This window comes from Kribbella sp. NPDC004536, assembly GCF_042873835.1.
In the GTDB taxonomy this organism is placed as follows: domain Bacteria; phylum Actinomycetota; class Actinomycetes; order Propionibacteriales; family Kribbellaceae; genus Kribbella.
In genome coordinates this window covers 2,662,793-2,686,820 of record NZ_JBIALY010000001.1, presented here as the reverse complement: position 1 = coordinate 2,686,820, position 24,028 = coordinate 2,662,793, and the positions used below count along the sequence as shown (strand labels likewise).

At 68.5% G+C, this 24,028-nt stretch carries 21 protein-coding genes; 12 read left to right on the top strand and 9 right to left on the bottom strand.

Annotated features, from left to right (window positions below; all coding sequences use genetic code 11):
* Positions 1–2: 2 nt before the first annotated feature.
* From ACFYRU_RS13485 to ACFYRU_RS13450, 8 genes are all read left to right on the top strand, one after another.
* Positions 3–1,127, top strand: a complete 1,125-nt coding sequence (locus tag ACFYRU_RS13485; RefSeq protein WP_387657231.1) for a DegT/DnrJ/EryC1/StrS family aminotransferase — start codon at positions 3–5, stop codon at positions 1,125–1,127.
* Between the two features lie 10 nt (positions 1,128–1,137).
* A complete protein-coding gene (locus ACFYRU_RS13480; RefSeq protein WP_387657228.1) occupies positions 1,138–2,547 on the top strand; it encodes a hypothetical protein in 1,410 nt (469 codons plus the stop codon).
* Entirely contained in the window at positions 2,547–3,362 is an 816-nt protein-coding gene (locus ACFYRU_RS13475; RefSeq protein WP_387657225.1) for a hypothetical protein, read from the top strand. Before ACFYRU_RS13480 ends, ACFYRU_RS13475 begins: the two co-directional genes overlap by 1 nt.
* Entirely contained in the window at positions 3,350–4,087 is a 738-nt protein-coding gene (locus tag ACFYRU_RS13470) for a cytidylyltransferase domain-containing protein (RefSeq protein ID WP_387657222.1), read from the top strand. The genes ACFYRU_RS13475 and ACFYRU_RS13470 overlap by 13 nt, the downstream gene beginning before the upstream one ends.
* Positions 4,088–4,124: 37 nt before the next feature.
* A complete protein-coding gene (locus ACFYRU_RS13465) occupies positions 4,125–4,967 on the top strand; it encodes a class I SAM-dependent methyltransferase (RefSeq protein WP_387657219.1) in 843 nt (280 codons plus the stop codon).
* Between the two features lie 81 nt (positions 4,968–5,048).
* Complete coding sequence (locus ACFYRU_RS13460) at positions 5,049–5,393, top strand: DUF485 domain-containing protein (protein WP_387657216.1); 345 nt, start codon at positions 5,049–5,051, stop codon at positions 5,391–5,393.
* The gene (locus ACFYRU_RS13455) at positions 5,390–7,030 is read left to right on the top strand and encodes a cation acetate symporter (RefSeq protein WP_387657214.1); all 1,641 of its coding nucleotides are present in this window, start codon (positions 5,390–5,392) and stop codon (positions 7,028–7,030) included. Before ACFYRU_RS13460 ends, ACFYRU_RS13455 begins: the two co-directional genes overlap by 4 nt.
* Positions 7,031–7,201: 171 nt before the next feature.
* Positions 7,202–10,759, top strand: a complete 3,558-nt coding sequence (locus ACFYRU_RS13450; RefSeq protein ID WP_387657212.1) for a discoidin domain-containing protein — start codon at positions 7,202–7,204, stop codon at positions 10,757–10,759.
* Positions 10,760–12,183: 1,424 nt separating this feature from the next.
* On the opposite strand, the gene ACFYRU_RS13445 is transcribed toward ACFYRU_RS13450, so the two are convergent.
* Together ACFYRU_RS13445 and ACFYRU_RS13440 are read right to left on the bottom strand one after the other, a co-directional pair.
* Positions 12,184–13,899, bottom strand: a complete 1,716-nt coding sequence (locus ACFYRU_RS13445; protein WP_387657209.1) for a DUF222 domain-containing protein — start codon at positions 13,897–13,899, stop codon at positions 12,184–12,186.
* 115 nt (positions 13,900–14,014) lie between these two features.
* Positions 14,015–14,998 (bottom strand): ArsR/SmtB family transcription factor, encoded by a 984-nt coding sequence (locus ACFYRU_RS13440; protein WP_387657206.1) that lies wholly within the window; start codon positions 14,996–14,998, stop codon positions 14,015–14,017.
* A 98-nt stretch (positions 14,999–15,096) separates the two neighbouring features.
* Here ACFYRU_RS13440 and ACFYRU_RS13435 point away from each other — a divergent pair, with 98 nt between their 5' ends.
* Entirely contained in the window at positions 15,097–16,005 is a 909-nt protein-coding gene (locus ACFYRU_RS13435) for a superoxide dismutase (protein WP_387657204.1), read from the top strand.
* A gap of 20 nt (positions 16,006–16,025) precedes the next feature.
* On the opposite strand, the gene ACFYRU_RS13430 is transcribed toward ACFYRU_RS13435, so the two are convergent.
* The 3 genes from ACFYRU_RS13430 to ACFYRU_RS13420 form a co-directional block, all read right to left on the bottom strand.
* Positions 16,026–16,484 (bottom strand): MarR family winged helix-turn-helix transcriptional regulator, encoded by a 459-nt coding sequence (locus ACFYRU_RS13430; protein ID WP_387657201.1) that lies wholly within the window; start codon positions 16,482–16,484, stop codon positions 16,026–16,028.
* A gap of 11 nt (positions 16,485–16,495) precedes the next feature.
* Positions 16,496–18,325: an asparagine synthase (glutamine-hydrolyzing) gene (gene asnB, locus ACFYRU_RS13425; RefSeq protein ID WP_387657198.1), complete on the bottom strand. Its 1,830-nt coding sequence runs from the start codon at positions 18,323–18,325 to the stop codon at positions 16,496–16,498.
* Positions 18,326–18,415: 90 nt separating this feature from the next.
* Positions 18,416–18,853 (bottom strand): hypothetical protein, encoded by a 438-nt coding sequence (locus tag ACFYRU_RS13420; protein ID WP_387658118.1) that lies wholly within the window; start codon positions 18,851–18,853, stop codon positions 18,416–18,418.
* 54 nt (positions 18,854–18,907) lie between these two features.
* Here ACFYRU_RS13420 and ACFYRU_RS13415 point away from each other — a divergent pair, with 54 nt between their 5' ends.
* Both ACFYRU_RS13415 and ACFYRU_RS13410 read left to right on the top strand, forming a co-directional pair.
* Entirely contained in the window at positions 18,908–19,618 is a 711-nt protein-coding gene (locus tag ACFYRU_RS13415) for a class I SAM-dependent methyltransferase (RefSeq protein WP_387657196.1), read from the top strand.
* A 57-nt stretch (positions 19,619–19,675) separates the two neighbouring features.
* Positions 19,676–20,017 (top strand): hypothetical protein, encoded by a 342-nt coding sequence (locus tag ACFYRU_RS13410; RefSeq protein ID WP_387657194.1) that lies wholly within the window; start codon positions 19,676–19,678, stop codon positions 20,015–20,017.
* On the opposite strand, the gene acs is transcribed toward ACFYRU_RS13410, so the two are convergent.
* Together acs and ACFYRU_RS13400 are read right to left on the bottom strand one after the other, a co-directional pair.
* Positions 20,014–21,948, bottom strand: coding sequence for an acetate--CoA ligase (gene acs, locus ACFYRU_RS13405; RefSeq protein WP_387658115.1), 1,935 nt, complete (start codon positions 21,946–21,948; stop codon positions 20,014–20,016). The genes ACFYRU_RS13410 and acs overlap by 4 nt on opposite strands.
* 283 nt (positions 21,949–22,231) lie before the next feature.
* A complete protein-coding gene (locus tag ACFYRU_RS13400) occupies positions 22,232–22,846 on the bottom strand; it encodes a hypothetical protein (protein ID WP_387657192.1) in 615 nt (204 codons plus the stop codon).
* A 71-nt stretch (positions 22,847–22,917) separates the two neighbouring features.
* On the opposite strand from ACFYRU_RS13400, the gene ACFYRU_RS13395 reads away from it, so the two are divergent.
* On the top strand, positions 22,918–23,064 hold the full coding sequence (locus tag ACFYRU_RS13395; protein WP_387657189.1) for a hypothetical protein: 147 nt from the start codon (positions 22,918–22,920) through the stop codon (positions 23,062–23,064).
* 91 nt (positions 23,065–23,155) lie between these two features.
* Here ACFYRU_RS13395 and ACFYRU_RS13390 read toward each other — a convergent pair whose 3' ends face one another.
* Positions 23,156–23,593, bottom strand: coding sequence for a MarR family winged helix-turn-helix transcriptional regulator (locus ACFYRU_RS13390; RefSeq protein WP_387657188.1), 438 nt, complete (start codon positions 23,591–23,593; stop codon positions 23,156–23,158).
* Between the two features lie 52 nt (positions 23,594–23,645).
* Entirely contained in the window at positions 23,646–24,005 is a 360-nt protein-coding gene (locus ACFYRU_RS13385; RefSeq protein WP_387657185.1) for a winged helix-turn-helix transcriptional regulator, read from the bottom strand.
* Positions 24,006–24,028 lie beyond the last annotated feature (23 nt).

The window sequence follows — 24,028 nt, the reverse complement described above, 5'->3', positions numbered from 1 at the left end:
CCGTGCTGCCGTACGGGCGTCAGTCGATCTCCGCGGCGGACATCGAGGCCGTCACCGCCGTACTGCGCGGCGACTGGTTGACGACCGGGCCGACGGTCACGGCCTTCGAAGAAGCGATCTCGGCGCTGGCCGGCGGGCATCGAGCAGTGAGTTGTACGTCGGGAACGGCCGCGCTGCACATCGCGTACGCCGCCCTCGGCGTCGGCCCCGGCGACGAGGTCATCACCACCCCCATGACCTTCGTAGCCACCGCCTCCTGCGCCGCCATGCTAGGCGCGCGAGTCATCTTCGCCGACGTCGACTACGAAACCGGCCTACTGGACCCAGTAGCCGTGGAAACCGCTCTAACAAAACAGTCCAGGGTCATCAGCGCAGTCGACTACGCCGGCCAATCCGCCGACTACCCCGCCCTGCAGTCACTCGCGGACCAGGTAGGCGCAAAAACCCTCGCCGACGCAGCCCACTCGGTCGGCGGCTCAGCAAACGGCCGCCCCGTCGGAGACCTGGCCGACGTCACCACCATGTCCTTCTTCCCCACGAAGAACCTGACCACCGGCGAAGGCGGTGCGGTCGTCTGCAAGGACCCCGTACTCGCCCAACGAGCCCACGAGTTCCACTTCATCGGCCTGGTCCGCGACCCGTCCCGCTTCGAGCTCACCGACGAAGGCCCGTGGCACCAGGAGGTCCACGAGTACGGCGTGAACTACCGCCTGACCGATCTCGGCGCAGCCCTCGGCCTGTCCCAACTGCGCCGCCTCGACGAGTTCAAACGCCGTCGTACCGAGATCACCGCCCGCTACAACGCGGCCTTCGCCGGCGTGGACGGCCTCCGTACGCCGGGCCGGCGCGCGGGGGTCGACCCGATGTGGCACCTGTACCCGCTCCGCGTCCTCGGCGGACGCCGACGCGAGATCTTCGAACGGATGCGCGCGGCGGGGATCGGCGTACAGGTCAACTACATCCCCGTGTACTGGCATCCGGTCTTCGCCCGCCAGGGCTATCGACGCGGCCTGTGCCCGAACGCCGAACGCTTCTACGCCGAAGAACTCTCCCTCCCCCTCTACCCGGACCTCACCGACCCCGACGTCGACCGGGTGATCGAGACCCTGCTCAGTTTGGTTGGATAGCGTGATCGATGTGACCCGATCGAACCTGGTCGGCGGCGAGATGCTCAACTGGTCCGACCTGCACCCCGGCGACGCCCGCCCCGCAGCAGCCGGCCCCGCAGCCGCAGCGCTCCTGACCGCCACCCTGAAGCCTGACCACACAGTCCTGGTCGCCGGCCCGCACGCCGCCGAACTCGTCGGAGCCGTCGCGTCCCAGGTGACGTCTGTGGACTTGCTGGTCCGCTCGGCTCCGGATGCCGAGGAGCTGGCGGAGCTGATCGGGGAGACGAAGGGCGAGGCGTACTGCGGTTCGCTGGACCGGTTCGCCGAAGATACCCAGTACGACGTGATCGTGGCGTTGGACGGCCTGGAGCGACTCGTTGGGCCGGACACGGCCGGGTTCAGCTGGACCGACGCCTTGGATCGGCTCGTTGGTTTGCTCGGTCCTGAGGGGAAGGTGCTGTTGGGGGCGGCGAACGCGTTCGGGTTCGAGCGGTTGGTGCAGCCGGAGATCGGGGCGGCGCTTCCAAGGGACGAGGACTGGGGGCGGGACGTCGGCGACCGGGCGCCTGCTGGGTACAAGCGGGTGATGGCGGCTGTCGCGGGTGCCGGTCTGCAGGTGTCGCGGACGTACGCGGTGTTTCCCTCGCTGGTGCAGGCCGACGTCGCGTTGACGGAGGTGGACGGGCTCGCGGCGGTGGTTGCGGCGCGGGCTGTTGCCTCGCGCAACGATGGACCGGTGTTGATGGATCCGTACCGGGTGGTGCTGGACGCCGCGGAAGCGGGGGTTGCGTTCGAGTTGGCGCCGGCTTGGTACGTCGTGGTGGGTGTTGAGGCGCCGGCGGTACTTCCGGCGGGCGTCGTACCCGAAGGCGAAGGTGTCTTGCTTGAGGAGCACCTGATGATGGCCCTGCGATGTGATGACCAAGCGGAGTTGCGCAAGGTCATTCCTTCGTATGTGGCTTGGTTGGGTGCCGGCGGCTCGGGGTCGCCGGACAACGTGATCCTCGAGCGCCCGCTGACAGGCGTTGGCGGGGCGTCGTACCGGCTGTTCGGGGAGGCCCAGGAGCTGGATGTTGTGGCGCACCTGAGGCGGTTCGCGACGCGGGTGCTGGAAAGTGGCTCTCGGCAACCTTGGCCGGCGGCGGCGGATCCGCATCAGTTGACGGCGAGGCTCGCCTCGATGACGGGGATCACGGTCCCGGAGCAGGAGTTCTCCCCGGACGAGGTCGTCCGGCCGCGCGGCAGCGCCGAGCAACTGCGGACGGTGGCGCGCCTGGCCGACGAGTTGGCGGATGCGAGCGCCCGCGCGATCCTGTTCGAAGGGACGGTCAGCGGCATCCGCCGTTCGCGCCCGTACCGCATCGGTCACGCCGTCCTGAATCCGGCCCGGGTGATCCGCCGCCGGCTCAAGCGGGTGCTGAAGAAGGTACGGCGCTGATGCATCACGCCAACCACTTCTACGGGCACGCCAACATCATGGCGACGTACGCCGGGCTCGCGAAACCGCCGCGGATCTGGGGGTACCTGCAGCACGGCTGGAACATCCTCGACGGGTTCGCGTACGGCACGAGCTTCGCCCCCGGCGTACCGAAGTTCGTCTGGTCCGACAGCGTCCGCCGTCGCGGCCACGCGCTCGGCCTGCGCAACTACTCGGTGATCGGCTCCGTCTGGCTCTATCTGCTCAAGACGCACCCCGAGCTCGCCACCAAGGACAAGCGGGCCGCAGGCACCATCTTCTACCCGTTCCACGGCTGGGAAGGCCAGCACGTACTCGGCGACCACGGCCGGATCGTTGCCTCGATCAACGAGCACGAGACCGGCCCGGTGACCGTGTGCCTGTACTGGAACGAGTACGAGAAGCCGGCGATCCGCAACGTCTACAAGGACGCCGGGTTCCGGGTCATCACGCACGGCTACCGCGGCCTGCACTGGCGCCGTACCGACGCGAAGTTCCTGGTCAAACAACTGAAGGAACTCCGCCGTCACCAGCGGGTCGCCTCCAACCGGCTCAGTTCGGCCGTTCTGTACGGCGCTTCGCTCGGGCTGCAGCCGGGGGTCTACGGTGATCCCATGGTGCTGGAGAACGAGCACCCGTCGTTCGGCGGTCAGGCGCGGATCAAGCGGCTGTGGCCGGAGCTGGACCAGCCGTACGTCCCGGCCGAGGTCGCGGCGGCGTTCACCGACACCGAACTGGGCGTCGACCACGTCGCCGGACCGGCAGAGATTCGGGAGATGTTCCGATGGAACAGCTGAAGATTGGCATCGTCACGCAGGTCCGCGTGACGAGTACGCGGCTGCCGGCCAAGGTACTGCTGACCGTGGCCGGCCGTTCCTACCTGGAACACCACCTCGACCGGCTCAGCCGCACCGGCCTGCCGGTGATCGTCGCGACCACGACGAACTTCAACGACGACCTCGTCGTGCAGCTCTGCGACGAGGACGGCTTCCCGGTGTTCCGCGGCAGCGAGGACGACGTACTCAGTCGGTTCGCCGGCGCCGCCCGCGAGCACCACCTGGACGGGATCGTCCGGGTCACGTCGGACTGCCCGCTGATCGATCCCGAGATCGTTGCCGCGGGCGTCGATCGGTGGCGGGCCGAGAACGACCCGGACCTGTACCTCTCGAACTGCCTCGAACGCACCTACCCGCGCGGCATGGACTTCGAGATCTTCTCCGCGGCCCGGCTGTACGACGCGGAGCAGAACGCCACGCTGAAGGCGGACCGCGAACACGTCACGTCGTACCTGCACCAGAACCGCTCCGGCCAGATGCGGCTCTTGAACCTGCCGTGGTCCGAAGACGGATCGCAGTACCGGCTCACGCTGGACACCCCGGACGACTGGAAGTTGCTCGACGCCCTCTTCGAGGACTTCGACGCCAGCCACCTGAACTGCGCCGAACTGGTCAAGATCCTGGACGAGCACCCGGAGCTGGCCACGCTGAACGCACACATCGAGCAGAAGAAACTCGGCGAGTAGCAGGCCTGAGGCCGAGAGCTACGGCAGAATTGCCGTGATGACCACCAACGATCCGGCCGGGGACCCCGCCGCCGCACCAGTCGACGCCGCGCGCGCGAAGTCCTTCGGCGCCGTCGCGGCCGCGTACGACGCGGGCCGGCCGACGTTCCCGGCCGAGGCGCTCGGCTGGATCCTCGGCCCGGGACGCGGGCTGCAGGTGCTCGACCTCGGCGCCGGGACCGGCAAGCTGGCCGCGGTCGCCGCCGGGCTCGGTCACCACGTGATCGCGGTCGACCCGTCGCCGGAGATGCTCGAGGTCTGCCGCCGGCGGACCGGGCTCGACACGATGGTCGGTGCGGCCGAGTCGATCCCGCTGGCGCACGCGTCGGTGGACGCGGTGATCGTAGGACAGGCGTTCCACTGGTTCGACCACGCCCGCGCGCTGCCGGAGATCGCCCGGGTGCTGCGGCCGAACGGCGTACTCGGCCTGCTCTGGAACAACGCCGACACGGTGGTGCCGTGGGTGCGGCGGATCTGGCAGGTGGTGCAGGGGGATGCCCATCTCGGCGAGCACAGGGGGGGCGGCGACAGGTTCGAGCCGCTGCCGATTCTGGAGCAGTCGAACCTGTTCACGATGATCGAGCAGGCGCGGTTCCGGCACTGGCACGACCTGGACCGCGGCGGCCTGCGGCAGCTGGCGCAGTCGCACTCGCGGGTCGCCGTCCTCAAGGAGTCCCGGCGCGACCAGGTCCTGGAGCAGATCGACCTGATCTACGAACACACCGCCCGCCCGCCGGAGCCGCTGCGGATGCCGTACCTGACGGACTGTTTCCGCGCCCACCCGAGCGAGTTCGCGAACTACCGCCGAACCGTCGACGGCCCGGTCGCGCCGCATCTGTAGAACTTTTTGGTTGCGGTGGGTCACAAATGAGCAACTTGGGGCTAACGTGCACCTGGTTCGAGTCCGTTCAAAGGGGAACTCATGGACGAGGAGATGGTGCGCGAGCGTGACGCCCGCGCGTACGAGGCGGTGCACGACGCGGCCGACTTCAAAGAGCTGAAACGGCGCTACAAGAACTTCGTCGTACCGTGGACGATCGCCTTCATGGCGTGGTACCTGGCGTACGTCGCCTGCAACAACTGGGCGCGCGGCTTCATGAGCCACAAGATCGGCGGCAGCCACATCAACGTGGCGCTGGTCTTCGGCCTGCTGCAGTTCGTGTCGACGTTCGTGATCGCGGCGCTGTACGGCCGGTTCGCCAATCGCAGGCTCGACCCGTTGGCGCACGGCCTGAACGCCAAGTACAAGAGGGAGCGTCGCCGGTGAATCCCCTGCTCGTCCCACTGGCTGCCGAACCGGGCAACCGGGCGCTGACCATCTCCCTGTTCACCGCGGTCGTTGCCGTGACGCTCTACATCACCTGGTGGGCGTCCCGGCAGAACAAGACCGCGGCCGACTACTACGCCGGCGGCCGCTCGTTCAGCGGCGCGCAGAACGGCCTCGCCGTCGCGGGCGACTACATGTCCGCGGCGTCGTTCCTCGGCATCTCCGGCCAGATCGCCCTCTACGGGTACGACGGCTTCCTGTACTCGATCGGCTTCCTCGTCGCGTGGCTGGTCGCACTGCTGCTGGTCGCCGAGCTGCTGCGGAACTCGGGACGCTTCACGATGGCCGACCAGCTCGCGTTCCGGATGAAGCAGCGGCCGGTCCGCACCGCGGCCGCGACCTCCACGATCGTCGTGTCGATCTTCTACCTGCTGGCGCAGATGGTCGGCGCCGGCTCGCTGGTCGGGCTGCTGCTCGGCGTGAAGAGCGAGGGCCTGAAGGCGGCCGTGATCATCCTGGTCGGCGCGCTGATGATCATCTACGTGACGATCGGCGGCATGAAGGGCACCACCTGGGTGCAGATCGTGAAGGCCGTGCTGCTGATGGCCGGCACCGTCGTGATCACGTTCCTGGTACTGCTGAAGTTCCACTTCAACCTGTCCGACCTGCTCGGCTCGGCCGCGGCGAAGTCCGGCAAGGGCGAGTCGTTCCTGCAGCCGGGTCTGCTGTACGGCAAGGACCTGACCGGGCAGATCGACTTCCTGTCCCTCGGCCTGGCGCTGGTCCTCGGTACGGCGGGACTCCCGCACATCCTGATCCGCTTCTACACGGTGCCGGACTCCCGCTCCGCGCGGCGCTCGGTGCAATGGGCGATCGGCCTGATCGGTGTGTTCTACCTGATGACGCTGGCGCTCGGGTTCGGTGCGGCGGCGCTGCTCAACACCGGCAAGGGTTCGGCTGTGGCCGAGGCCAAGGGCAACGTGGCCTCGCCGCTGCTGGCCGAGTCCGTCGGCGGCGGCGCCGGGTCGCTCGGCGGGGCGATCCTGCTGGCGCTGATCGCGGCGGTCGCGTTCGCGACGATCCTCGCGGTGGTCGCGGGCCTCACGCTGACCTCGGCGTCGTCGTTCGCCCACGACCTGTACGCGAACGTCATCTCCAAGGAGAAGCCGACCGAGAAGCAGGAGCTGCGGGTGGCGCGGTTCGCGGCGATCGGGATCGGTGCGGTGGCGATCGCGCTGGCGATCCCGGCGCAGAAGCTGAACATCGCGTTCCTGGTCGCGCTGGCGTTCGCGGTCGCGGCCTCGGCGAACCTGCCGGCACTGTTGTTCAACCTGTTCTGGAAGCGGTTCAACACCTCGGGCGCGGTGTGGAGCATCTACGGCGGCCTGATCTCGGCCGTCGTGCTGGTGATCTTCTCGCCGGTCGTGTCGGGCAACGGTGAGAAGTCGATGATCACCGGCGCGGACTTCCACTGGTTCCCGCTGTCGAACCCGGGCATCGTGTCGATCCCGCTCGGCTTCCTGTTCGGCGTTCTCGGGACGTACCTCGGCAAGGACAAGTCGAGCGAGTCGCGGTACAGCGAACTGACCGTCCGGGCGTTCACCGGCGCGGGCGCGGAGGGCGTCGCCAAGCACTGACGTCGTACTTCTCAGGGCCGGCTCGCAGCGTGCGAGCCGGCCCTTTCGTTGTTCCGAGCCGTTGACGCCTGCGTAGCGGTGCCGTAACAATAAGCCACGCGCTGCGCAAGAAGTTAGCAATTCGGCGAAAGTTTTCAACTCTTCCCTGTCCCGCCCACCAGGAGAGGTCCCATGCGCATACCCAGCTGGCGGTTGCTGACCGCCTTGCTGGCCGCGAGTCTCGCGGCCGCACCACTCGTGTCCCCCGCCCAGGCCGCCGGAGCCGTCAACCTCGCGGCCGGCAAGCCCGCCTCGGCCAGCAGCGTCACGCAGAACTACGTCGCGTCGAACGTGACCGACGGCAACCAGAGCAGCTACTGGGAGAGCGCCAACAACGCGTTCCCGCAGTGGGTGCAGGTCGATCTCGGGTCGACGGTCGCGACCAACCAGGTCGTCCTCAAACTGCCGACCGCCGGCTGGGGTGCCCGCGACGAGACGCTCGCCGTCCAGGGCAGCACCGACGGCCAGAACTTCACGGACCTGTCCGCGTCGGCGGCTCGTACGTTCAGCCCGCCGAGCAACACCGTGACCGTCGACTACGGTACGGCGACCACGCGGTACGTCCGTGTCCGGATCACCGCGAACACCGGCTGGCCCGCGGGACAACTGTCCGAACTGGAGGTCTACGGACCGGCGACCGGTGACACCCAGGCTCCCACCGCCCCGGGCGGCCTGGCCTTCACCGAACCCGGCGCCGGGCAGATCAAGCTCACCTGGAACGCGTCGACCGACAATGTCGGCGTCACCGGGTACGACGTCTACGCGAACGGTCAGCTGCGGACCAGCGTGACCGGGCTGACGTACACGGACAACCAACCGGCGAACGTGTCGGTGTCGTACTACGTCCGCGCCAAGGATGCCGCGGGCAACCAATCGCCGAACAGCAACACTGTGACGCGGAACGGCAGCGGTGGACCGGGCAGCAACCTCGCGCTGCACAAGCCGATCACGGCGTCCGGGTACACGTTCACGTACGTTCCGCAGAACGCTAACGACGACGATGTGACGACGTACTGGGAAGGAAACGCCAACCCGGCCACGTTGACGACCCAGCTCGGCGCGAACGCTGACCTGAGTTCGGTCGTGGTGCGGCTGAACCCGGATCCGGTCTGGGGTGCGCGGACGCAGACGTTCTCGATCCTCGGGCGGGAACAGAGCTCGTCGGCCTTCACCACGATCGTTGGATCAGCCAACTACTCGTTCGACCCGGCGACCGGCAACTCGGTGACGATCCCGGTCAGTGCGCGGGTTGCCGACGTACGACTGAACTTCACTGGGAACACGGGCGCACCGGCTGGGCAGGTGGCCGAACTGCAGGTGCTCGGCGTACCGGCGCCGAATCCGGATCTGACGCTTTCCGGAGTTTCCTGGGCGCCGACCTCGCCGGTGGAAACCGATTCGATCACGGTCCGGGCGACGGTCAACAACGGCGGTACCGCTGGCTCAGGCGCGACCGCTGTGAATTTCTACCTTGGTACCACCAAGGTCGGTACGGCGGCCGTCGGCGCCCTCGCGGCCGGCGCGTCGACGACCGTCAGTGCCTCGATCGGGACCCGGGATGCAGGCTCGTACGCGCTGAGCGCGAAGGTCGACGAGGACAACACCGTTATCGAGCAGAACGACGGAAACAACACGGCCAACGCTTCGGGCCCGCTGGTGGTGACGCCGGTCGCCAGCTCGGACCTGGTCGCCGCCGCAGTCAACTGGACGCCGGGCAATCCGTCCGCCGGGAACTCCGTCTCTTTCTCGCTTTCCTTGAAGAACCAGGGCAGCATCGCGTCGGCATCCGGCGCGCACGGGATCACGCTCACGGTGCTGAACGGCTCGTCGGTGGTGACGACGTTGACCGGTTCGTACAGCGGATCGCTCGCGGCCGGTGCCATCACTCCAGCCGTTGCTCTGGGCAACTGGACGGCGGTGAACGGCCGGTACACGGTGCGCGTCGTACTGGCGGACGACGCGAACGAGCTGCCGGTGAAACGGACCAACAACACGAGTGAGCGGCCGTTCTTCGTCGGGCGCGGCGCGAACATGCCGTACGACCACCTCGAGGCCGAGGACGCCGCGGTCGGTGGCGGCGCGACCGTGATCGGGCCGAACCGGACGATCGGGGACCTGGCCGGCGAAGCGTCCGGACGGCGCGCGGTGACACTGAACAGCAACGGCGCGTACGTCGAGTTCACCACACGGGCCGCGACGAACAGCCTCGTCACCCGCTTCTCGATCCCGGACTCCGCGGGCGGCGGCGGACAGTCGTCGACCCTGAGCGTCTATGTCAACGGGACCTTCGCGAAGACGTTGCCGCTGACATCGAAGTACGCGTGGTTGTACGGCGCCGAGGCCTCGCCGAACAACTCGCCCGGATCGGGACCGGCGCGGCACATCTACGACGAAGCCAACCTGATGCTCGACCAGACCTACCCGGCCGGGACGAAGATCCGGCTGCAGAAGGATCCGTCGAACGGTACGACGTACTCGATCGACTTCGTCGACACCGAGGCGGTCGTTGCTCTGGGCAACCCCGGTGCCGGGTTCGTGACGCCGGCCGGGTTCACCCAACAGGACGTGCAGAACGCGCTCGACCAGGTACGGCAGGACAGCTCGCTGCAGGGCGTGTACCTGCCGCCGGGCGACTACCAGACGTCGTCGAAGTTCCAGGTGTACGGCAAGGCGGTCAAGGTGGTCGGGGCCGGGCCGTGGTTCACCCGGTTCCACGCGCCGGACACGCAGGAGAACACCGACATCGGCTTCCGGTCCGAGGCGTCAGCGAACGGGTCGACGTTCAGCGGGTTCGCGTACTTCGGCAACTACACATCCCGCATCGACGGGCCCGGGAAGGTGTTCGACTTCTCCGGTACCGCGAACATGACCATCGACAACATCTGGGTCGAACACATGGTCTGCCTGTACTGGGGTTCGAACACCGACACGTCGACGATCAAGAACTCCCGGATCCGGGACACGTTTGCCGACGGCATCAACATGACGAACGGGTCGGCCGGCAACACCGTCAGCAACAACGAGGCCCGCTCGACCGGTGACGACAGCTTCGCGCTGTTCAACGCCACGGACAACGGTGGCGGCGAGGTGCGGGACAACGTGTTCGAGAACCTGTCCGCGCTGCTCACCTGGCGTGCCGCCGGGTTCGCGGTGTACGGCGGTACGAACAACGTTTTCCGGAACCTGTACGCGGCGGACATGCTCACGTACCCGGGGATCACGATCAGCTCGCTGGACTTCGGGATCCCGATGAACGGTTTCGGCGCGACGCCGCCGACCCAGTTCCAGAACGCGTCGATCGTCCGTTCCGGTGGGCACTTCTGGGGCAACCAGGCCTTCCCCGCGGTATGGGTCTTCTCCGCCTCGAAGATCTTCCAGGGCATCCGGGTCACTGACCTCGACATCGTCGATCCGACGTACTCCGGAATCATGTTCCAGACGAACTACGTCAACGGCAGCCCACAGTTCCCGGTCGCCGACACGATCTTCACCAACACCACCATCACCGGCGCCCACAAATCCGGCGACGCCTTCGACCCCAAGTCCGGCTTCGCCCTCTGGGCCAACGAACTCCCCGAACCCGGCCAAGGCCCCGCCCGCGGCGAGGTCACCTTCAACAACCTGACCCTCACCAACAACACCACCGACATCCAAAACACCACCACAACCTTCACCATCCACCGCAACTAACCACCACCAACGCGGGGAGTGCGCCACCCACCACCGCGCGCACTCCCCACCTGCTACACCCACCCCCACCCCACCCATACCCACCACACGAGAGCCCCCGTCCCCGTCCCCGTCCCCGTCCCCGAGCATGCCCCGCCCCACCGGACCATCAGCCCCACGACACCGGGCCGCCAAGCGGACGGAGGGCCGCAGGACCGACAACCGGCCCCGGTCGCAGAACCGAACCCCGGATCGCAAAACCGGACCGAAGGCCGCACGACGCAGAACACCGGACGCAGGCGCGGCACGCCGGCCACAGCACGCCACCGCACCACACGAGGCGCGCTACACGGAGGAGGTACACGGGGCGCGCTGCTTGGGGTACGCGGGGCGCCGTACTCACGCCCAGGGCACATGACCCGAGCGCAGTACGCAGGCCAGGACATCAGCCTGCTACGCGAGGCACGGCCTCTTCCGGACGGAGTACACCGGCACGACACTGCGCGACCACTACGGCCTGCCCCGCCCGGCCGGCCGTACACCTGTGGACGCGAGCGCCGAACGAGGGCCCGGGCCGCGGACCGGGTACGTGAGCGCGGAGCGCAGGACGCAGGCCGACTACGCGCGAGGGGCGCAGGACGCGCGCGTCGCACGCGCGCGCGGGGCGCAGACCGGTACGCAAGACGCGAGCGCGGGGCGCGGTACGCAAGGCACGCACGCACGGCCGTGGCACCCGGGGCGCAGGACGCGGGGCGCCATAATCGAGCGCGGCGCAGGACGCAGGCCCGGTATTCCGGCGCGGGACGCAGGACGCGCGGTACACGGCACGCGGTACACGGTACACGGTACGCGGTGCGCAGGACGCGAGGGCGGTAGGCGAGGGCGATAGGCGAGCGCAGGACGCGGGACGCAGGGCGCGGGACGCGGGACGCAGGGCGCAGGGCGCGTCGTGGGGCGGAGCAGGCAGTGTTGTCGGGTCGTCGAGGGTTTGCTGCAGCGAGTGCGGGTGGAGTACGAGGTGCTGAGCGGCATCGCGTTCGGCGAGGTGGTTCGAGGGTGTGGACGGACTCTGCGCTCGACAGCTCACATGCATCGGATGACAACCTGCGCCACGGCGATCAGCGCGAACGGAACCTGGTCAGCACATCGCGCTGGGGAGGTGGGTGTCGTCGCCCCGCGGAGGAGCCTGGTCCAAGCAAGGCCGGCTCGGACGACGTCCGCCCGGCGGCACCGCCGCGCGGGTCACGTCCAGGCAGCACTCGCCGCGCGGGTCACGTCCAGGCAGCACTCGCCGCGCGGGTCACGTCCAGGCAGCACTCGCCGCGCGGGTCACCTCCAGGCAGCACTCGCCGCACGGCTCACCTCCAGGCAGCACCTGCCGCGGGGATCACGTCTGGCCGGTGACGGCTGCCGCGCGCCCGATGAAGGCGGCGACGGGGGGTGGATCAGACTGTGGCGGTGGCTTCGGTCCAGGGGTTGGTGGGGGTCGGGTCTTGGGCGGAGGGCTCGGGGTGGGGGTCGGAGGGGAGGGGTTCGCCCCAGATTGCGAGGTAGGTGGCGGCGCGCAATGCCTGGTCGTCCTGGGTGTCGGTTGGCGGGGTGGGGACTGGTCGGCGTGCGGGGGTGCGGCGGTGGGGTGGATCGTCGGGGGGTACGTCGGGCGTGGGGGTTCGGCCGACGTCCGGGTGGTCGGGGCGTGGCGACGGGAGGCGTGATGCGATCTCGGGGGGTGGTGCTGGGCGGGGTGGTGGGTCGGCCCAGGTTGGGCGGGTGACGTGGACGGTGTCGTTGGTGATGGTGAGGTGCCAGTGGCCGTTGTGGACGTCGGTGTGGTGGCGTCGGCAGAGCAGGGCCAGGTTCCAGACCGCGGTGACGCCGCCGTCGATCCAGTGGGTGAGGTGGTGGGCGTCGCACATGACGGGTGGGGCTCCGCAGACGACGCAGCCGCGGTCGCGGGTGTTCAGGGCGCGGCGGATGGGTTTGGTGACGAGGCGCTCGCAGCGGCCGACATCCAAGGGTTCGGAGTTCGAGCCGAGCACGATCGGGATCACGTTCGCATCGCACGCCAGCCGGCGGATGGCGGCCGCGGACAGGCCGTTGCTGTAGACGGTCTGCCCGATCGCGTCGGCGCTAGCTGTTTTGAGGTCGTCGAGGTCGATGGTGACGGTGATGTTCGCCTTCGCGCCGAACCCGGGTACGACCTCCCCGCAGGCCCCGCTGCCCTGAGCAGCTGAGCGAGCTGCCGCGGCACGGTCCGGCTCTCGCGGCGCGGCGCCGCTGCCCGGTGCGTGACTGGCCGTCGAGGTCGCGCCAGCTGCTCCAGCCGCATCAGTACCTGCCGCAGTACCAGCCGCCGCACCCGCCTCCCTACCTGTCGCCGTGCCTGTCGCCGTACCTGCTGCCGTACCCGCCGCCGTGCTCGCCGTGGTGGCCGGGGTGGTGGGGCGGGGGAGGGTGGGGGACGGGGTGCCGGTGTCGAGGGCGACCGCGGCCAGGGTGAGGGCGGTGGTGAGGGCGTCGGCCTGGCGTTTGGCGCGGGGGCGGGGGTCGGGGGCGCCGTCGACAGTCTTGTGGGGGCGGGCGCCGGTGGTGATCAGGGTGCGGAGGAGTTCGGCGTTCTCGTTGGCCAGGTAGCCCTTGAACTTCACACCGCGCTCGACCGAGCTCAAGGAGAGCGACTCGCGGGCGTAGGCCTTGTGTTCGTCGGGTTCGGGGCCGTCGGTGTCGAGGATGTCACGGCCCTGGATGGCGGCCTTGCGCAGCTGCGTCGGCGGCAGGTGGGTGAGGCGGGACAGTTCACGTTCGGCGACCTCCAGGTCGGCCACCGGCACCGTCGACGGGGTCTTCTCCAGTTCCAGCACGATCGCCTCGGCCTGGGCGGGGCGCAGTGCGACCTCGGCCAGTTGCGCGGACACCACCGGGTACTTCGGCAACGCCAAAGCCAGCTCCACGTCACGACGGGCCCGGTAGTGGTCGAGGCGGTAGCGGTACTCGAGGAACTGGACCGTGTCACGGGCGCCGACACGCTCGGCATACCCGGTCTTGTCCAGCGCCGCGATCAGCTCCAGCCGGTCCGTGTGCCGGCGGGCGAGATCGGCGTCGGCCTGGTCGAGAGCGCGCACCAGCTCGTCCTCGGTCATCACCTCCGGCGCCTTGTCCATACCCAAGACTCTAGACACAGCCTCCGACAGTTTTCAAAGCCAGAACCCCTTCAAAATAAAGGAATTTGTTGTCCACAGCTGTGGATCTTGCCTCAGGCAATCAAACGAAGCCGCATCAGCCGCTGAGCTTGTTTCGCGTTGCTCCGGTCAGCAACGGACGCGCGGTGGGAGTGAGGGCGTGGAGGGCGGTGCCTTGGGTTCGGTGGGTGGTTATCAGGCCGGCGGCTCGGAGGATTCGGGTGTGGTCCGAGGTGGAGGCCAGGGAGATGCCTAGGCGGCGGGCCAACTGGGTTGTGGTGGCGGGGTGGGTCAGGGAGCGGAGTACGGCGGCTCTGGTGCGGCCCAGGAGGTCGGCGAGGGCGTCGGCGGCGGTCGGGTCGGTGTCGGTGTCGGCGAGTTCGGTGCAGGGGTAGACGAGAACCGGGCGACGGTTGGGCGCGTCCAGGGCAAGACAGTTCGTGACCAGCGGGGACGGGTACAGCTCCAGCCCGCGGCCGTTCAGGTGGATGTCGGCGGTCCAACTCTCAGTCGGGCTGTACGTCGTGAGCACCGGACTGTTCCACTCGACATCGGGATGTAGCGACGACAGCAGGGTGTCGACTCCGCCGTGGAGCAAGGCTTGTGAGCGAATGCCGAGGTCGGCGCCGTAGCGACGTTGGAGTTCGGCCGACGACGGCGTCAGTACTTGCTGGTGAAAGTCCCGGACCGCGTTCCCCAGCGCACGACGCGAACCGGCGCGGCCTTCGAGCAATCCGCGCATGTAGCGGTCGATCTCGGGCGGCAACCACGGTTCGAGTTCGTCGCGGATGACGGAGGCGGGCGTCTCCATCAACGCCTCGACCGCCGCGTCCAGCCCCGGCGCCGACACCTCCGGCGTCAGGAAATCCGGGAACAATCCGCCGGCCGAGATCAGCTTGAACAGCGGCCGCATCGACCCCTGCACGCGCGGCGCCGCCGTACGACGCCAGCGCCGTACCTCAGGCGCCACCGACTGCTCCCCCAGTGCCCGCGCCGCGAGCGCGGCCTCCCACAGCGGGTGCGGCTCGACCGGGAACGTGACGCGGCCGAGGTCCGCCGCGGTGAAGTGGACCCGGATCATCTCCCGATTGTGACGGCCGGGAAGGCCCGCGCCCAGACCTCTTCGGCCAGAACCGAATCCGGTCGCGGCATCCTGTCGTACGCTCCGACGCTGGCCGCATGAAACGTCTCGCGCTCGTCACCGCTCTGCTACTCCTGTCCGCACCGACGGCCAACGCGACCACAGTCCACCGGCCGACGGAGTACGTCGTCTCGACCACGCCCGGCGACACCCTCGAGGGGATCGCGGTCACCCGCGACGGGACGATGTACGTGACCAGCGTCGGCACCGGCGCTGTCTACCGCGGCAACACCCGCTCGCCGAAGCTCACCCGGTTCCTCCCGCCCGGCAGCGACGGCCGTACGTCGGCCACCGGCATCCACGTCGACCGTTGGGGCCGGGTGCTGATCGCCGGCGCGAGTACGTCGAAGCTCTTCCTGTACGACGCTCGCGGCCGCCTGCTCGACGTACGACAGGCCGCGGACGGCTCGTTCCTCAACGATTTCACGATCGCCGGCGATGCGGTGTACGTGACCGACTCCGCGCACAACCAGCTCTGGCGCGCGCCGCTCACCGGCGACGGACTCGGCAAGCTCGAGCCGTGGATCACCCGCGACCGGATCCAGCCGACGCCGTACTTCCTCAACGGCATCGTCACCGACGGCAGGGTGCTGCTCGTCGGCGAACAGGGCCAGGACGTCACGTACCGGGTCGACCTTCGCACCAAGCAGGTCACGGTCCTCGACGTCCCGAACGGCATCCTGTCCGGCGACGGCTACCTGCTCGAAGGGCACCGCCTGTACGCCGTCTACAACGCCGGTGGTGGGAAGTACGTGACCCGCTTGGCGATCCTGAACGACGATCTCACGAGCGCGACGCTGATCGCGGACTCGAGTCCGGGCGCGGCCGGTGCCACTCCGACGACGATCGCCCGCGACCGGGGCCGACTGCTGTGGGTGAACAGCCAGCTCGACATCGCCCCCGGCACGCCGCCGTACACCGTCAGCGTCGTACCAGGTCTGCGCTGAGCGGCTCCGGCAACCAAGCGCTACAGGTCGTCGGTCACCCGGGCGAGGACCGCGCCGGCCTCCAGGACGAGATTCCGGTCGGCCTCGTCGAGGCGGCTGAGCAGCTTGGCGAGCTCCTCGGCCGCCTGCCGACCGGACGCCTCGACGGTCGCGGCGCCGGCGTCCGTCAGTACGACCGCGGTCGCGCGGCCGTCGACCGGGTCCGGTTCGCGCCGGACCAGGCCGGCCTCCTCCAGGCCCGCGACCGTGGTGGTCGCGGTCGGCTGCGAGCACGGGACCCGGGTGGCGATCTCACCGATCCGGATCGGCTGCTCGTCGGCGATCAGCATCAACGCCAGGAACTGGGTCGGATGCATCGCCGCGGTGGTCCGGTTCCGGCGCAGATGCCTGACGATCCGGTGCATGCTGACAAGCAGCTGCAACGCTTCCTGCGCCATCGCGATCACCTCCGTCGGGAAGCGCCATCCTGGCACAGTCATCCAAATTTCCTCTATCTCAGCAGCTTGATCTCGGGGTTGTAGAGGTCCAGCCAGGTCGCCAGTGAGAGGGTCTGTTCCAGTTGGCGGCGGGCCGTTGCGTCGGCCGTTTCGGCGAGTTTGCGGACGCCCTTGCGGTCCACCAATTCGAAGACGGGGTGCTGTGCGGCCAGCAGGTCGCGGACCTGGTCGGCGAGCGTCACGACGTACGCCGGGTCCTGGGTCTGCGGGTACGGCGACTTGCGCCGGTCCACGACCGACTGCGGCAACACGTCCTGGGTCGCGGCGCGGAGCAGGCTCTTCTCGTGCCCGTCGAACGTCTTCAACGACCACGGAGTGTTGTATACGTATTCAACGAGTCGATGGTCGCAGAACGGGACCCGGACCTCCAGCCCAACCGCCATGCTCATCCGGTCCTTGCGGTCCAGCAGGATCCGCACCATCCGGGTCAGGTGCAGGTAGCAGACCTTCCGCATCGCCCACTCGTCGTCGGACTCTCCGTCCAGCCGTTGCACCTCGCGGACCGCGTCGGCGTACCGATCGCGCAGATGACCGCCGAGATCGAGCTGCTCGAGGATGTCCTTGCGCAGTACGTGCGCCTGGTTCGGGCGCCGGCGCGACGCCAGGTACGCGATCCACGGGAAGATCGGCCGGTTCCGGACCTCGGGGTCGTGGAACCACAGGTACCCACCGAACACCTCGTCGGCCGATTCGCCCGACAGCGCGACTGTCGACTGCTCGCGGATCGCCGAGAACAACAGATACAGGGATCCGAAGATGTCGCCGCTGAGCGGAGCGTCGTTCGCGCGGACGACCTTCCGCCGGATCTCCGGGTCGGTCAGCGCCGCGTTGTCCAGCACGATGTCGGAGTGCTGCGAACCGACGAGATCCGCGACGTCGTGCACGTACGGCGTGTCCGGCGTACCACGCAACTCGTCCGGCTGGAAGTTCTCCTCCTGCCCGACGAAGTCGACCGCGAAGCTGCGGACCTTCCGCCCTTCCTCGGCGAGCTGCCCGGCCGCGAGCGCGGTGATCGCACTGGAGTCGAGGCCGCCGGACAACAGCACACACTTCGGTACGTCGGCCACGAGCTGGCGCCGGGTGATGTCGTCGAGCAGCTCGCGGACGCGCGCGACCGAGGTCTCCTGGTCGTCGACGTGCTGCTTGGTCTCGAGCCGCCAGTAAACCGTGGTGTGGACGCCGTTTCGGTCCACCGTCACCACGGTCCCAGGCTCGACCTCGTGCATGCCGGACCAGAGCGAGGCGCCTGGCGTCTTAGACATGGTCAGCATTTCGCGCAGTCCGTCGACCTCGACCACGGCCGGTACGGCGGGGTTGGCGAGGATCGCCTTCGGTTCGGACCCGAACAGGACGCCGTCCGCGGTCGGGTAGTAGAAGAACGGCTTGATGCCCATCCGGTCGCGGACCATCACCAGGGTCTCGTTCCGCGGGTCCCAGATCGCGAGCGCGTACATCCCGTTCAGGTGTTCGGCGAAGGCCGTACCCCATTCGACGTACGCCCGGAGGACGACCTCGGTGTCGGAGTCGGTCGTGAACGGGTGACCGCGGCGCCGGAGCTCATCGCGGAGCTCGATGTAGTTGTAGACCTCACCGCTGTAGACCATCCCGAGCGTGGCGCCCGGTACGTCGGTGGTCATCGGCTGCTCGCCGCCCGGGAGGTCGATCACCGCGAGCCGGCGATGGCCGAGCGCGATGTGTCTGGCGTACCAGGTACCCCGCGCGTCCGGCCCGCGACAGGACATCGTCTCGGTCATCGCGTCGACGACCGCCCGCTCGGCCTCGAGGTCCTGCCGGTACGCCACCCATCCGGTGATCCCGCACATCCGGTCGCTCCTCCCGCTCGAGAGATACATTCCATTCCAATGTATTTCTCGCGCTGAGTGACGCAAGTGTTCGTTTCCGTGAGCAAGGTCTCAGAGGTGTACGGCAACCACTCCGAGCGTGAACGCGGTCCCGGCGAGCCCGAGCATCGCGGTCGCCAGCCGGATCAGCCGCCGCTGCAATCCCGGCAACTCGGCGGCAGTCGCGAACACCCGCTGCGGCCAGTGCCGCCACGACACGTACCAGAAGATCCCAGTGGCGACGAGCAGCAGGATCCCCTTGACCATATGGAGCTGCCAATGGTTGTGGTTCAGCAACAGCAGGAATACCCCACTGACCGCGATCGCCGCGATCAGCCCGATCACCTTCCACCGATTGCCCGAGGCAATCACCGCGGTGAGCGCCTCACGCCCGTCCCGGTCGTCCCCGAAGTACTTCTTCAACTTCGGCTGCACCACGAACAACGAGTAGGCCATCCCGCCGACCCACGCCGCAGCCAGCCCCACATGAATGATCGCAAGCACGGCCATAGTCACACCGAAAAGGTAAGCCCACCCAGGTGCAGGTCACGTAACCTCGCGAGCATGGACCCCTGGCAGACGTTGACCACCGACTACGAACAACGCCGGACCAGGGAGGACTCGCTCGACCGGCTGATGGAGTGGGATGCGCAGCGTTCGATGATGGGATCCGTCGAAGGCAAGACGGTTCTGGACGTCGGCTGCGGGAACGGCGCGAAAGCGATCGAACTCGTCACCGGCCACGGGGCCGCGTCGGTCGTCGGCGTGGACATCGGCGCCGAGTTCACGCCGCCACCCGAGCAGGTCTCGTTCCACTCCGCGGATCTCTCGACGGTGGACGAACTCGACGCGCTGAAGGGCCGCCGGTTCGACGTGGTCCTGTTCCTGCAGAGCCTGGCCTACGCGCGCGACCGAGCCCGCACCCTCCGCGCGGTGCGCTCGATGATGAACGACGACGGCGTCCTCGTCGTGTCGATGGCGCACCCGATCCGGTACGCCGTCGAGCGGTCGGAGCGCGACGGGGTCGGCATCGGGGACGCGTACCACGCGGTCGGGCTGTACTCGTACCCGTCGCTGTGGAATCCGGAGATCACACTCACGCACACCACCGACACGTTCTCGACGATCCACAACTCGCTGACCGGCAACGGGTTCCGGGTCGAGCAGGTGCTCGAGCCACAGCTGTCCGACGAGAACAAGCTGCGCTACCCGCACAAGCAGGACTGGCTGTCGAAGTACATCGGCATCATCATCTTCCGCGCGCGGCCGGCATGAACGAGGTGCAGGTCCTGCACCGCTCTGGGCAGTGGCGTGCTCGGCGAGGGCGTCCAGTTGACCAAGCCGGCTGTGTTCGAGGGGGCGGTCGAGGGTTGGTGGTACGTGGATCTGGTGGAGATCGAGGGCACCGACGACGGGCTGGTGGTGCACGACCTGTACGCGGACCTCCTGTTCCCGCCAACGGCGAACCGCTACCAGGTGCTCGACCTCGACGAGCTGTCCGAAGCGCTGCGGGCCGGCGCCATCACCCCCGCGCAGTGCGCGACGGTACTCACCAACACCCAGAACTTCATCAACCGCTACCTACGCGGCGACGAGGAAGGACCGGTTGGCCCTTCCTCGCAGTTTCCACCTGCTGAAGTTGTGCAGCTCGAAGGGTTGCCGTCGTTCCTCTAGTCCTCGTCGGACTTGCCGGATTCCAGGTTGGTCTTGATCAGGTCCATCACCGTGGAGTCGGCCAGCGTGGTGACGTCGCCGACCTCGCGGTTCTCGGCGACGTCGCGGAGCAGACGGCGCATGATCTTGCCGGAGCGGGTCTTCGGGAGTTCGGAGACGACCATGATCTGGCGCGGCTTCGCGATCGGGCCGATCTCCTTGGCGACGTGGTTGCGGAGTTCCTGCACCACGTCCGGCCCGCCGTCGCCGGCCTCCGAGCGGAGGATGACGAACGCGGCGATCGCCTGTCCGGTGGTCGGGTCGGACGCGCCGACGACCGCGGCCTCGGCGACCTTCGGGTGCGAGACCAGCGCGGACTCGATCTCGGTCGTCGACAGCCGGTGCCCGGACACGTTCATCACGTCGTCGACCCGGCCGAGCAGCCAGATGTCCCCGTCCTCGTCCTTCTTCGCGCCGTCACCGGCGAAGTAGACGCCCGGGAAGCGGGACCAGTACGTCTCCTTGAAGCGCTCGTCGTCGCCCCACAGCGTGCGCAGCATCGACGGCCAGGGCTTGTTGATGATCAGGTAACCGCCCGACCCGTCCGGTACCGACTTGCCGGAGTCGTCGACCACGTCCACGCTGACGCCCGGGATCGCGCGCATCGCGGCGCCCGGCTTGCCGGCGGTGACGCCCGGGAGCGGGGAGATCATGTGCATACCGGTCTCGGTCTGCCACCAGGTGTCCACGACCGGAGCCTTGTTGCCGCCGATGTTCTCCCGGTACCAGACGTACGCCTCCGGGTTGATCGGCTCACCGACCGACCCGATCACCCGCAGCGTCGACAGGTCGAACTTCGCCGGGATCTCGGCGCCCCACTTCATGAACGTACGGATCGCCGTCGGGGCGCAGTACAGGATCGAGACCTTGTACTTCTGCACGATCTCCCACCAGCGGCCCTGGTGCGGGGTGTCCGGGGTGCCTTCGTACAGCACGGAGGTGGTCGCGTTCGCGAGGGCGCCGTACACGATGTAGCTGTGGCCGGTGACCCAGCCGATGTCGGCGGCGGTCCAGTACACGTCGGTGTCCGGCTTGAGGTCGAAGACGCCCCACTGCGTGTACGACGTACCGACCAGGTAGCCGCCGGTCGTGTGCAGGATGCCCTTCGGCTTGCCCGTACTGCCGGACGTGTACATCACGTACAGCGGGTGCTCGGCGTCGAACGCCTCGGGCGTGTGCTCGGTCGACTGCTTGCCGACGAAGTCCTCCCACCACAGGTCGCGACCCTCGACGATGTTCGTCTCCTGGCCGGTGCGCTTCACCACGAGTACGTTGCGGACGTCCGGGCAGTCGACCAGCGCGGCGTCTACCGCGGGCTTCAGCGCGGCCGGCGCGCCGCGGCGGTAACCGCCGTCGGAGGTGATCACGATGCGCGCGTCGCAGTCGAGGATGCGGTCCTTCAGCGCCTCGGCGGAGAAGCCGCCGAAGACCACCGTGTGCGGGGCGCCGATCCGGGCGCAGGCGAGCATCGCCACGACCGTCTCGGGGATCATCGGCATGTAGATCGCGACGATCTCGCCGGCCTTGACGCCCAGTTCGAGCAGCGCGTTGGCCGCCTTGCTGACCTCGTCCTTGAGCTGCGCGTAGGTGATCTCGCGGGTGTCACCGGGCTCGCCCTCGAAGTAGTACGCGACCTTGTCGCCGAGACCGTTCTCGACGTGCCGGTCGACGCAGTTGTACGCCGCGTTCAGCTTGCCGTCGGCGTACCACTTGGCGAACGGCGGGTTGCTCCAGTCCAGCACCTCGGTCGGTTCGGTCGCCCAGGTCAGCCGCTTGGCCTGCTCGGCCCAGAACCCCTCGAAGTCGGCCGCGGCCTGCTCGTAGGCGTCGGCCTTCAGGTTCGCGTTCGCGGCGAGCTCGGCCGGCGGCTCGAACCGACGCTCCTCGTGCATCAGGTTCGACAGTGCCTCGGACTGCGGTGGTTCTTGATTCGTCACGTCGACGGCTCCTCATCGCTGGCTTCGGCGCGCCGGCGCGCCCGGTTACCTTTCTACCAATGCAACCCCTTGCAAGGAACCGGGGTATCGCCCAGCCGCGCCGAATCTGCGCCAAACCGGGCCGTCCACGGGCCGGACGGGACCGGCGGCGGGACCGGCGGCGGGACCGGCGGCGGGACCGGCGGCGGGACCGGCGGCGGGACCGGCGGCGGGACCGGCGGCGGGACCGGCGGCGGGTTCAGCGGGCGAGCAGGGTGCGGTCGGCGGCGGTCGCGGCCGCGAGCAGCAGTTTCCGCCGGTTCGCCGCCTGCATCTGGGTCTCGGCGGTCCTGTTCACGCAGCAGTCACGGCCCCACAACTCGACCTCCACCAGCGCGTTCGACCGCCGGAACCAGATCCTCGACGTGACCATCCCGTGGAAGTCGTCGGTCGCCAGGAACGCGGCGTCACCGATTCCCGGCAGGTCGGAAACCATTGCACCGTTCGCAACCTGACTGTCGCGCTGACCGCCGTACTCCGCGCCCGCACCGTCCGCGCCGTGCTGCTTCTTGGTGTGGACGCTGAGGTGGATCGTCAGCTCGCGCTCGGTCGGACCTGGCTTGTACCCCGAGTACCAGTGCGCTCGGGGTTGTTTGTAGGACCACTCGCAGTACTTGTACGGAACGATGACATGCGACTCCTTCGCCTGCGCCGTACCAAGCTGTGCGCCGACGTCCGTGACCCGTACGGCAGCCTCGCGTGGCAGCAGGTCGCACGCGGTGAGGGTGTTGGGGTACCTCGCGTCGACCTTCGGCTGGCACCCGGACAGGACGACCAGGACCAGCACGATCGCGACCAGCCTCGGCGTCGGCATGCGGGCAGGTTAGGCGGCTCGGCGGGTCAATTCGGCGGAACCAAACGTGCCGGCGGTGCATCGGAGTTGATGTGAACCCGATGCAGCCGCAGACGCCGAACGTTGTCTCCGAGGAACGCCGGAAGATCTCCCGCGCCGCCCGCCGCCGGGTCCACGCCCGCGAACTCCGCATCCGCCGCACCCAACGCGAAGCCCGAGCCCAACTCCCCGCCGCCTAACCCCGGCCGCCCGTAGTCCTGGGTGGGTGGTGTGGTTGATCGGCCCGCTCCGCCGCCTGAGTCGGTTCAGGGCAGCTGCTCCCCGTACGCCCTACTGGTGGGCGGTGAGGAGTTTGGTGAGGATTGTGGTGAGGCGGGTGCGGTCGGTGGCCGAGAGCGGGCCGAAGATCTCGTCCTGCGCCTTGCCGACCAGCGTGGTCAGGCGGCGCTGGTGCCGCTTGCCGGCGGTGGTGATCGTGATGACGTTGCGGCGCCCGTCGGCCGGGTCCGGACTACGCTCGACGTACCCGTCGTTCTCCAGCTCGTTGAGCGCGGCAACAACATCGCTGCGGTCGATCGAACTGCGCCGCCCGAGTTCGGCCTGACTGGCCGGCCCGAACTCCACCAGCGTCGCGAGCAGGCGGAAGTGGTACGCCCGCGCACCTCCGGCGGCGAACGACTCGGTGACGATCCGGTGTGCCTGGGCCGCGCTCTGCGTCAGCAACCAGCTCGGCAATTGGGTCAGGGCGCTCGGCGTCTGCTCATCCACCCGCGCAGTCTAAGTCGTCAGCGGTTCGCCACCGGCGATCCCTTGGCCGAACCTACGAATTGACCGGCGCCGATTCGCGCGCGTCCAGGAGGTCGTCCCAGTGCTCCTCGGCCCATGCGCAGAGCACGCGCAGCGGTTCGAGCAGGCTGCGGCCGAGGTCGGTCAGCTCGTACGTGACCCGGCGCTCGTCGACCGTTCTGGTGATGAAACCGTCATGTTCGAGGGTACGCAGCGACTGGGTCAGAACCTTCGGGCTGACGCGAGCGAGCGGGACCCGGAGCTCGGAATAGCGGCGCGGACCGTCCGCGAGGCACGCCAGTACCAGCGCCGCCCACTTGTCGCCGCCCACCTTGATCGGGAGCATGCTCGACGGGCAGATCTCCTCGAACATGTCAGCGCGCAGGGCAACCATGCCGTCCAAGGTATCCAATCGGT

Excerpts from the sequence above, each read along its gene's own strand:
- ACFYRU_RS13475 (WP_387657225.1), top strand. The coding sequence starts at position 2,547 with ATGCATCACGCCAACCACTTCTACGGGCACGCCAACATCATGGCGACG.
- ACFYRU_RS13465 (WP_387657219.1), top strand. The coding sequence starts at position 4,125 with ATGACCACCAACGATCCGGCCGGGGACCCCGCCGCCGCACCAGTCGAC.
- ACFYRU_RS13460 (WP_387657216.1), top strand. The coding sequence starts at position 5,049 with ATGGACGAGGAGATGGTGCGCGAGCGTGACGCCCGCGCGTACGAGGCG.
- ACFYRU_RS13430 (WP_387657201.1), bottom strand. The coding sequence starts at position 16,484 with ATGACTGTGCCAGGATGGCGCTTCCCGACGGAGGTGATCGCGATGGCG.
- ACFYRU_RS13435 (WP_387657204.1), top strand. The coding sequence starts at position 15,097 with ATGAAACGTCTCGCGCTCGTCACCGCTCTGCTACTCCTGTCCGCACCG.
- asnB (WP_387657198.1), bottom strand. The coding sequence starts at position 18,325 with ATGTGCGGGATCACCGGATGGGTGGCGTACCGGCAGGACCTCGAGGCC.
- acs (WP_387658115.1), bottom strand. The coding sequence starts at position 21,948 with ATGCACGAGGAGCGTCGGTTCGAGCCGCCGGCCGAGCTCGCCGCGAAC.
- ACFYRU_RS13420 (WP_387658118.1), bottom strand. The coding sequence starts at position 18,853 with ATGGCCGTGCTTGCGATCATTCATGTGGGGCTGGCTGCGGCGTGGGTC.
- ACFYRU_RS13415 (WP_387657196.1), top strand. The coding sequence starts at position 18,908 with ATGGACCCCTGGCAGACGTTGACCACCGACTACGAACAACGCCGGACC.
- ACFYRU_RS13385 (WP_387657185.1), bottom strand. The coding sequence starts at position 24,005 with ATGGTTGCCCTGCGCGCTGACATGTTCGAGGAGATCTGCCCGTCGAGC.
- ACFYRU_RS13450 (WP_387657212.1), top strand. The coding sequence starts at position 7,202 with ATGCGCATACCCAGCTGGCGGTTGCTGACCGCCTTGCTGGCCGCGAGT.
- ACFYRU_RS13440 (WP_387657206.1), bottom strand. The coding sequence starts at position 14,998 with ATGATCCGGGTCCACTTCACCGCGGCGGACCTCGGCCGCGTCACGTTC.
- ACFYRU_RS13445 (WP_387657209.1), bottom strand. The coding sequence starts at position 13,899 with ATGGACAAGGCGCCGGAGGTGATGACCGAGGACGAGCTGGTGCGCGCT.
- ACFYRU_RS13400 (WP_387657192.1), bottom strand. The coding sequence starts at position 22,846 with ATGCCGACGCCGAGGCTGGTCGCGATCGTGCTGGTCCTGGTCGTCCTG.
- ACFYRU_RS13470 (WP_387657222.1), top strand. The coding sequence starts at position 3,350 with ATGGAACAGCTGAAGATTGGCATCGTCACGCAGGTCCGCGTGACGAGT.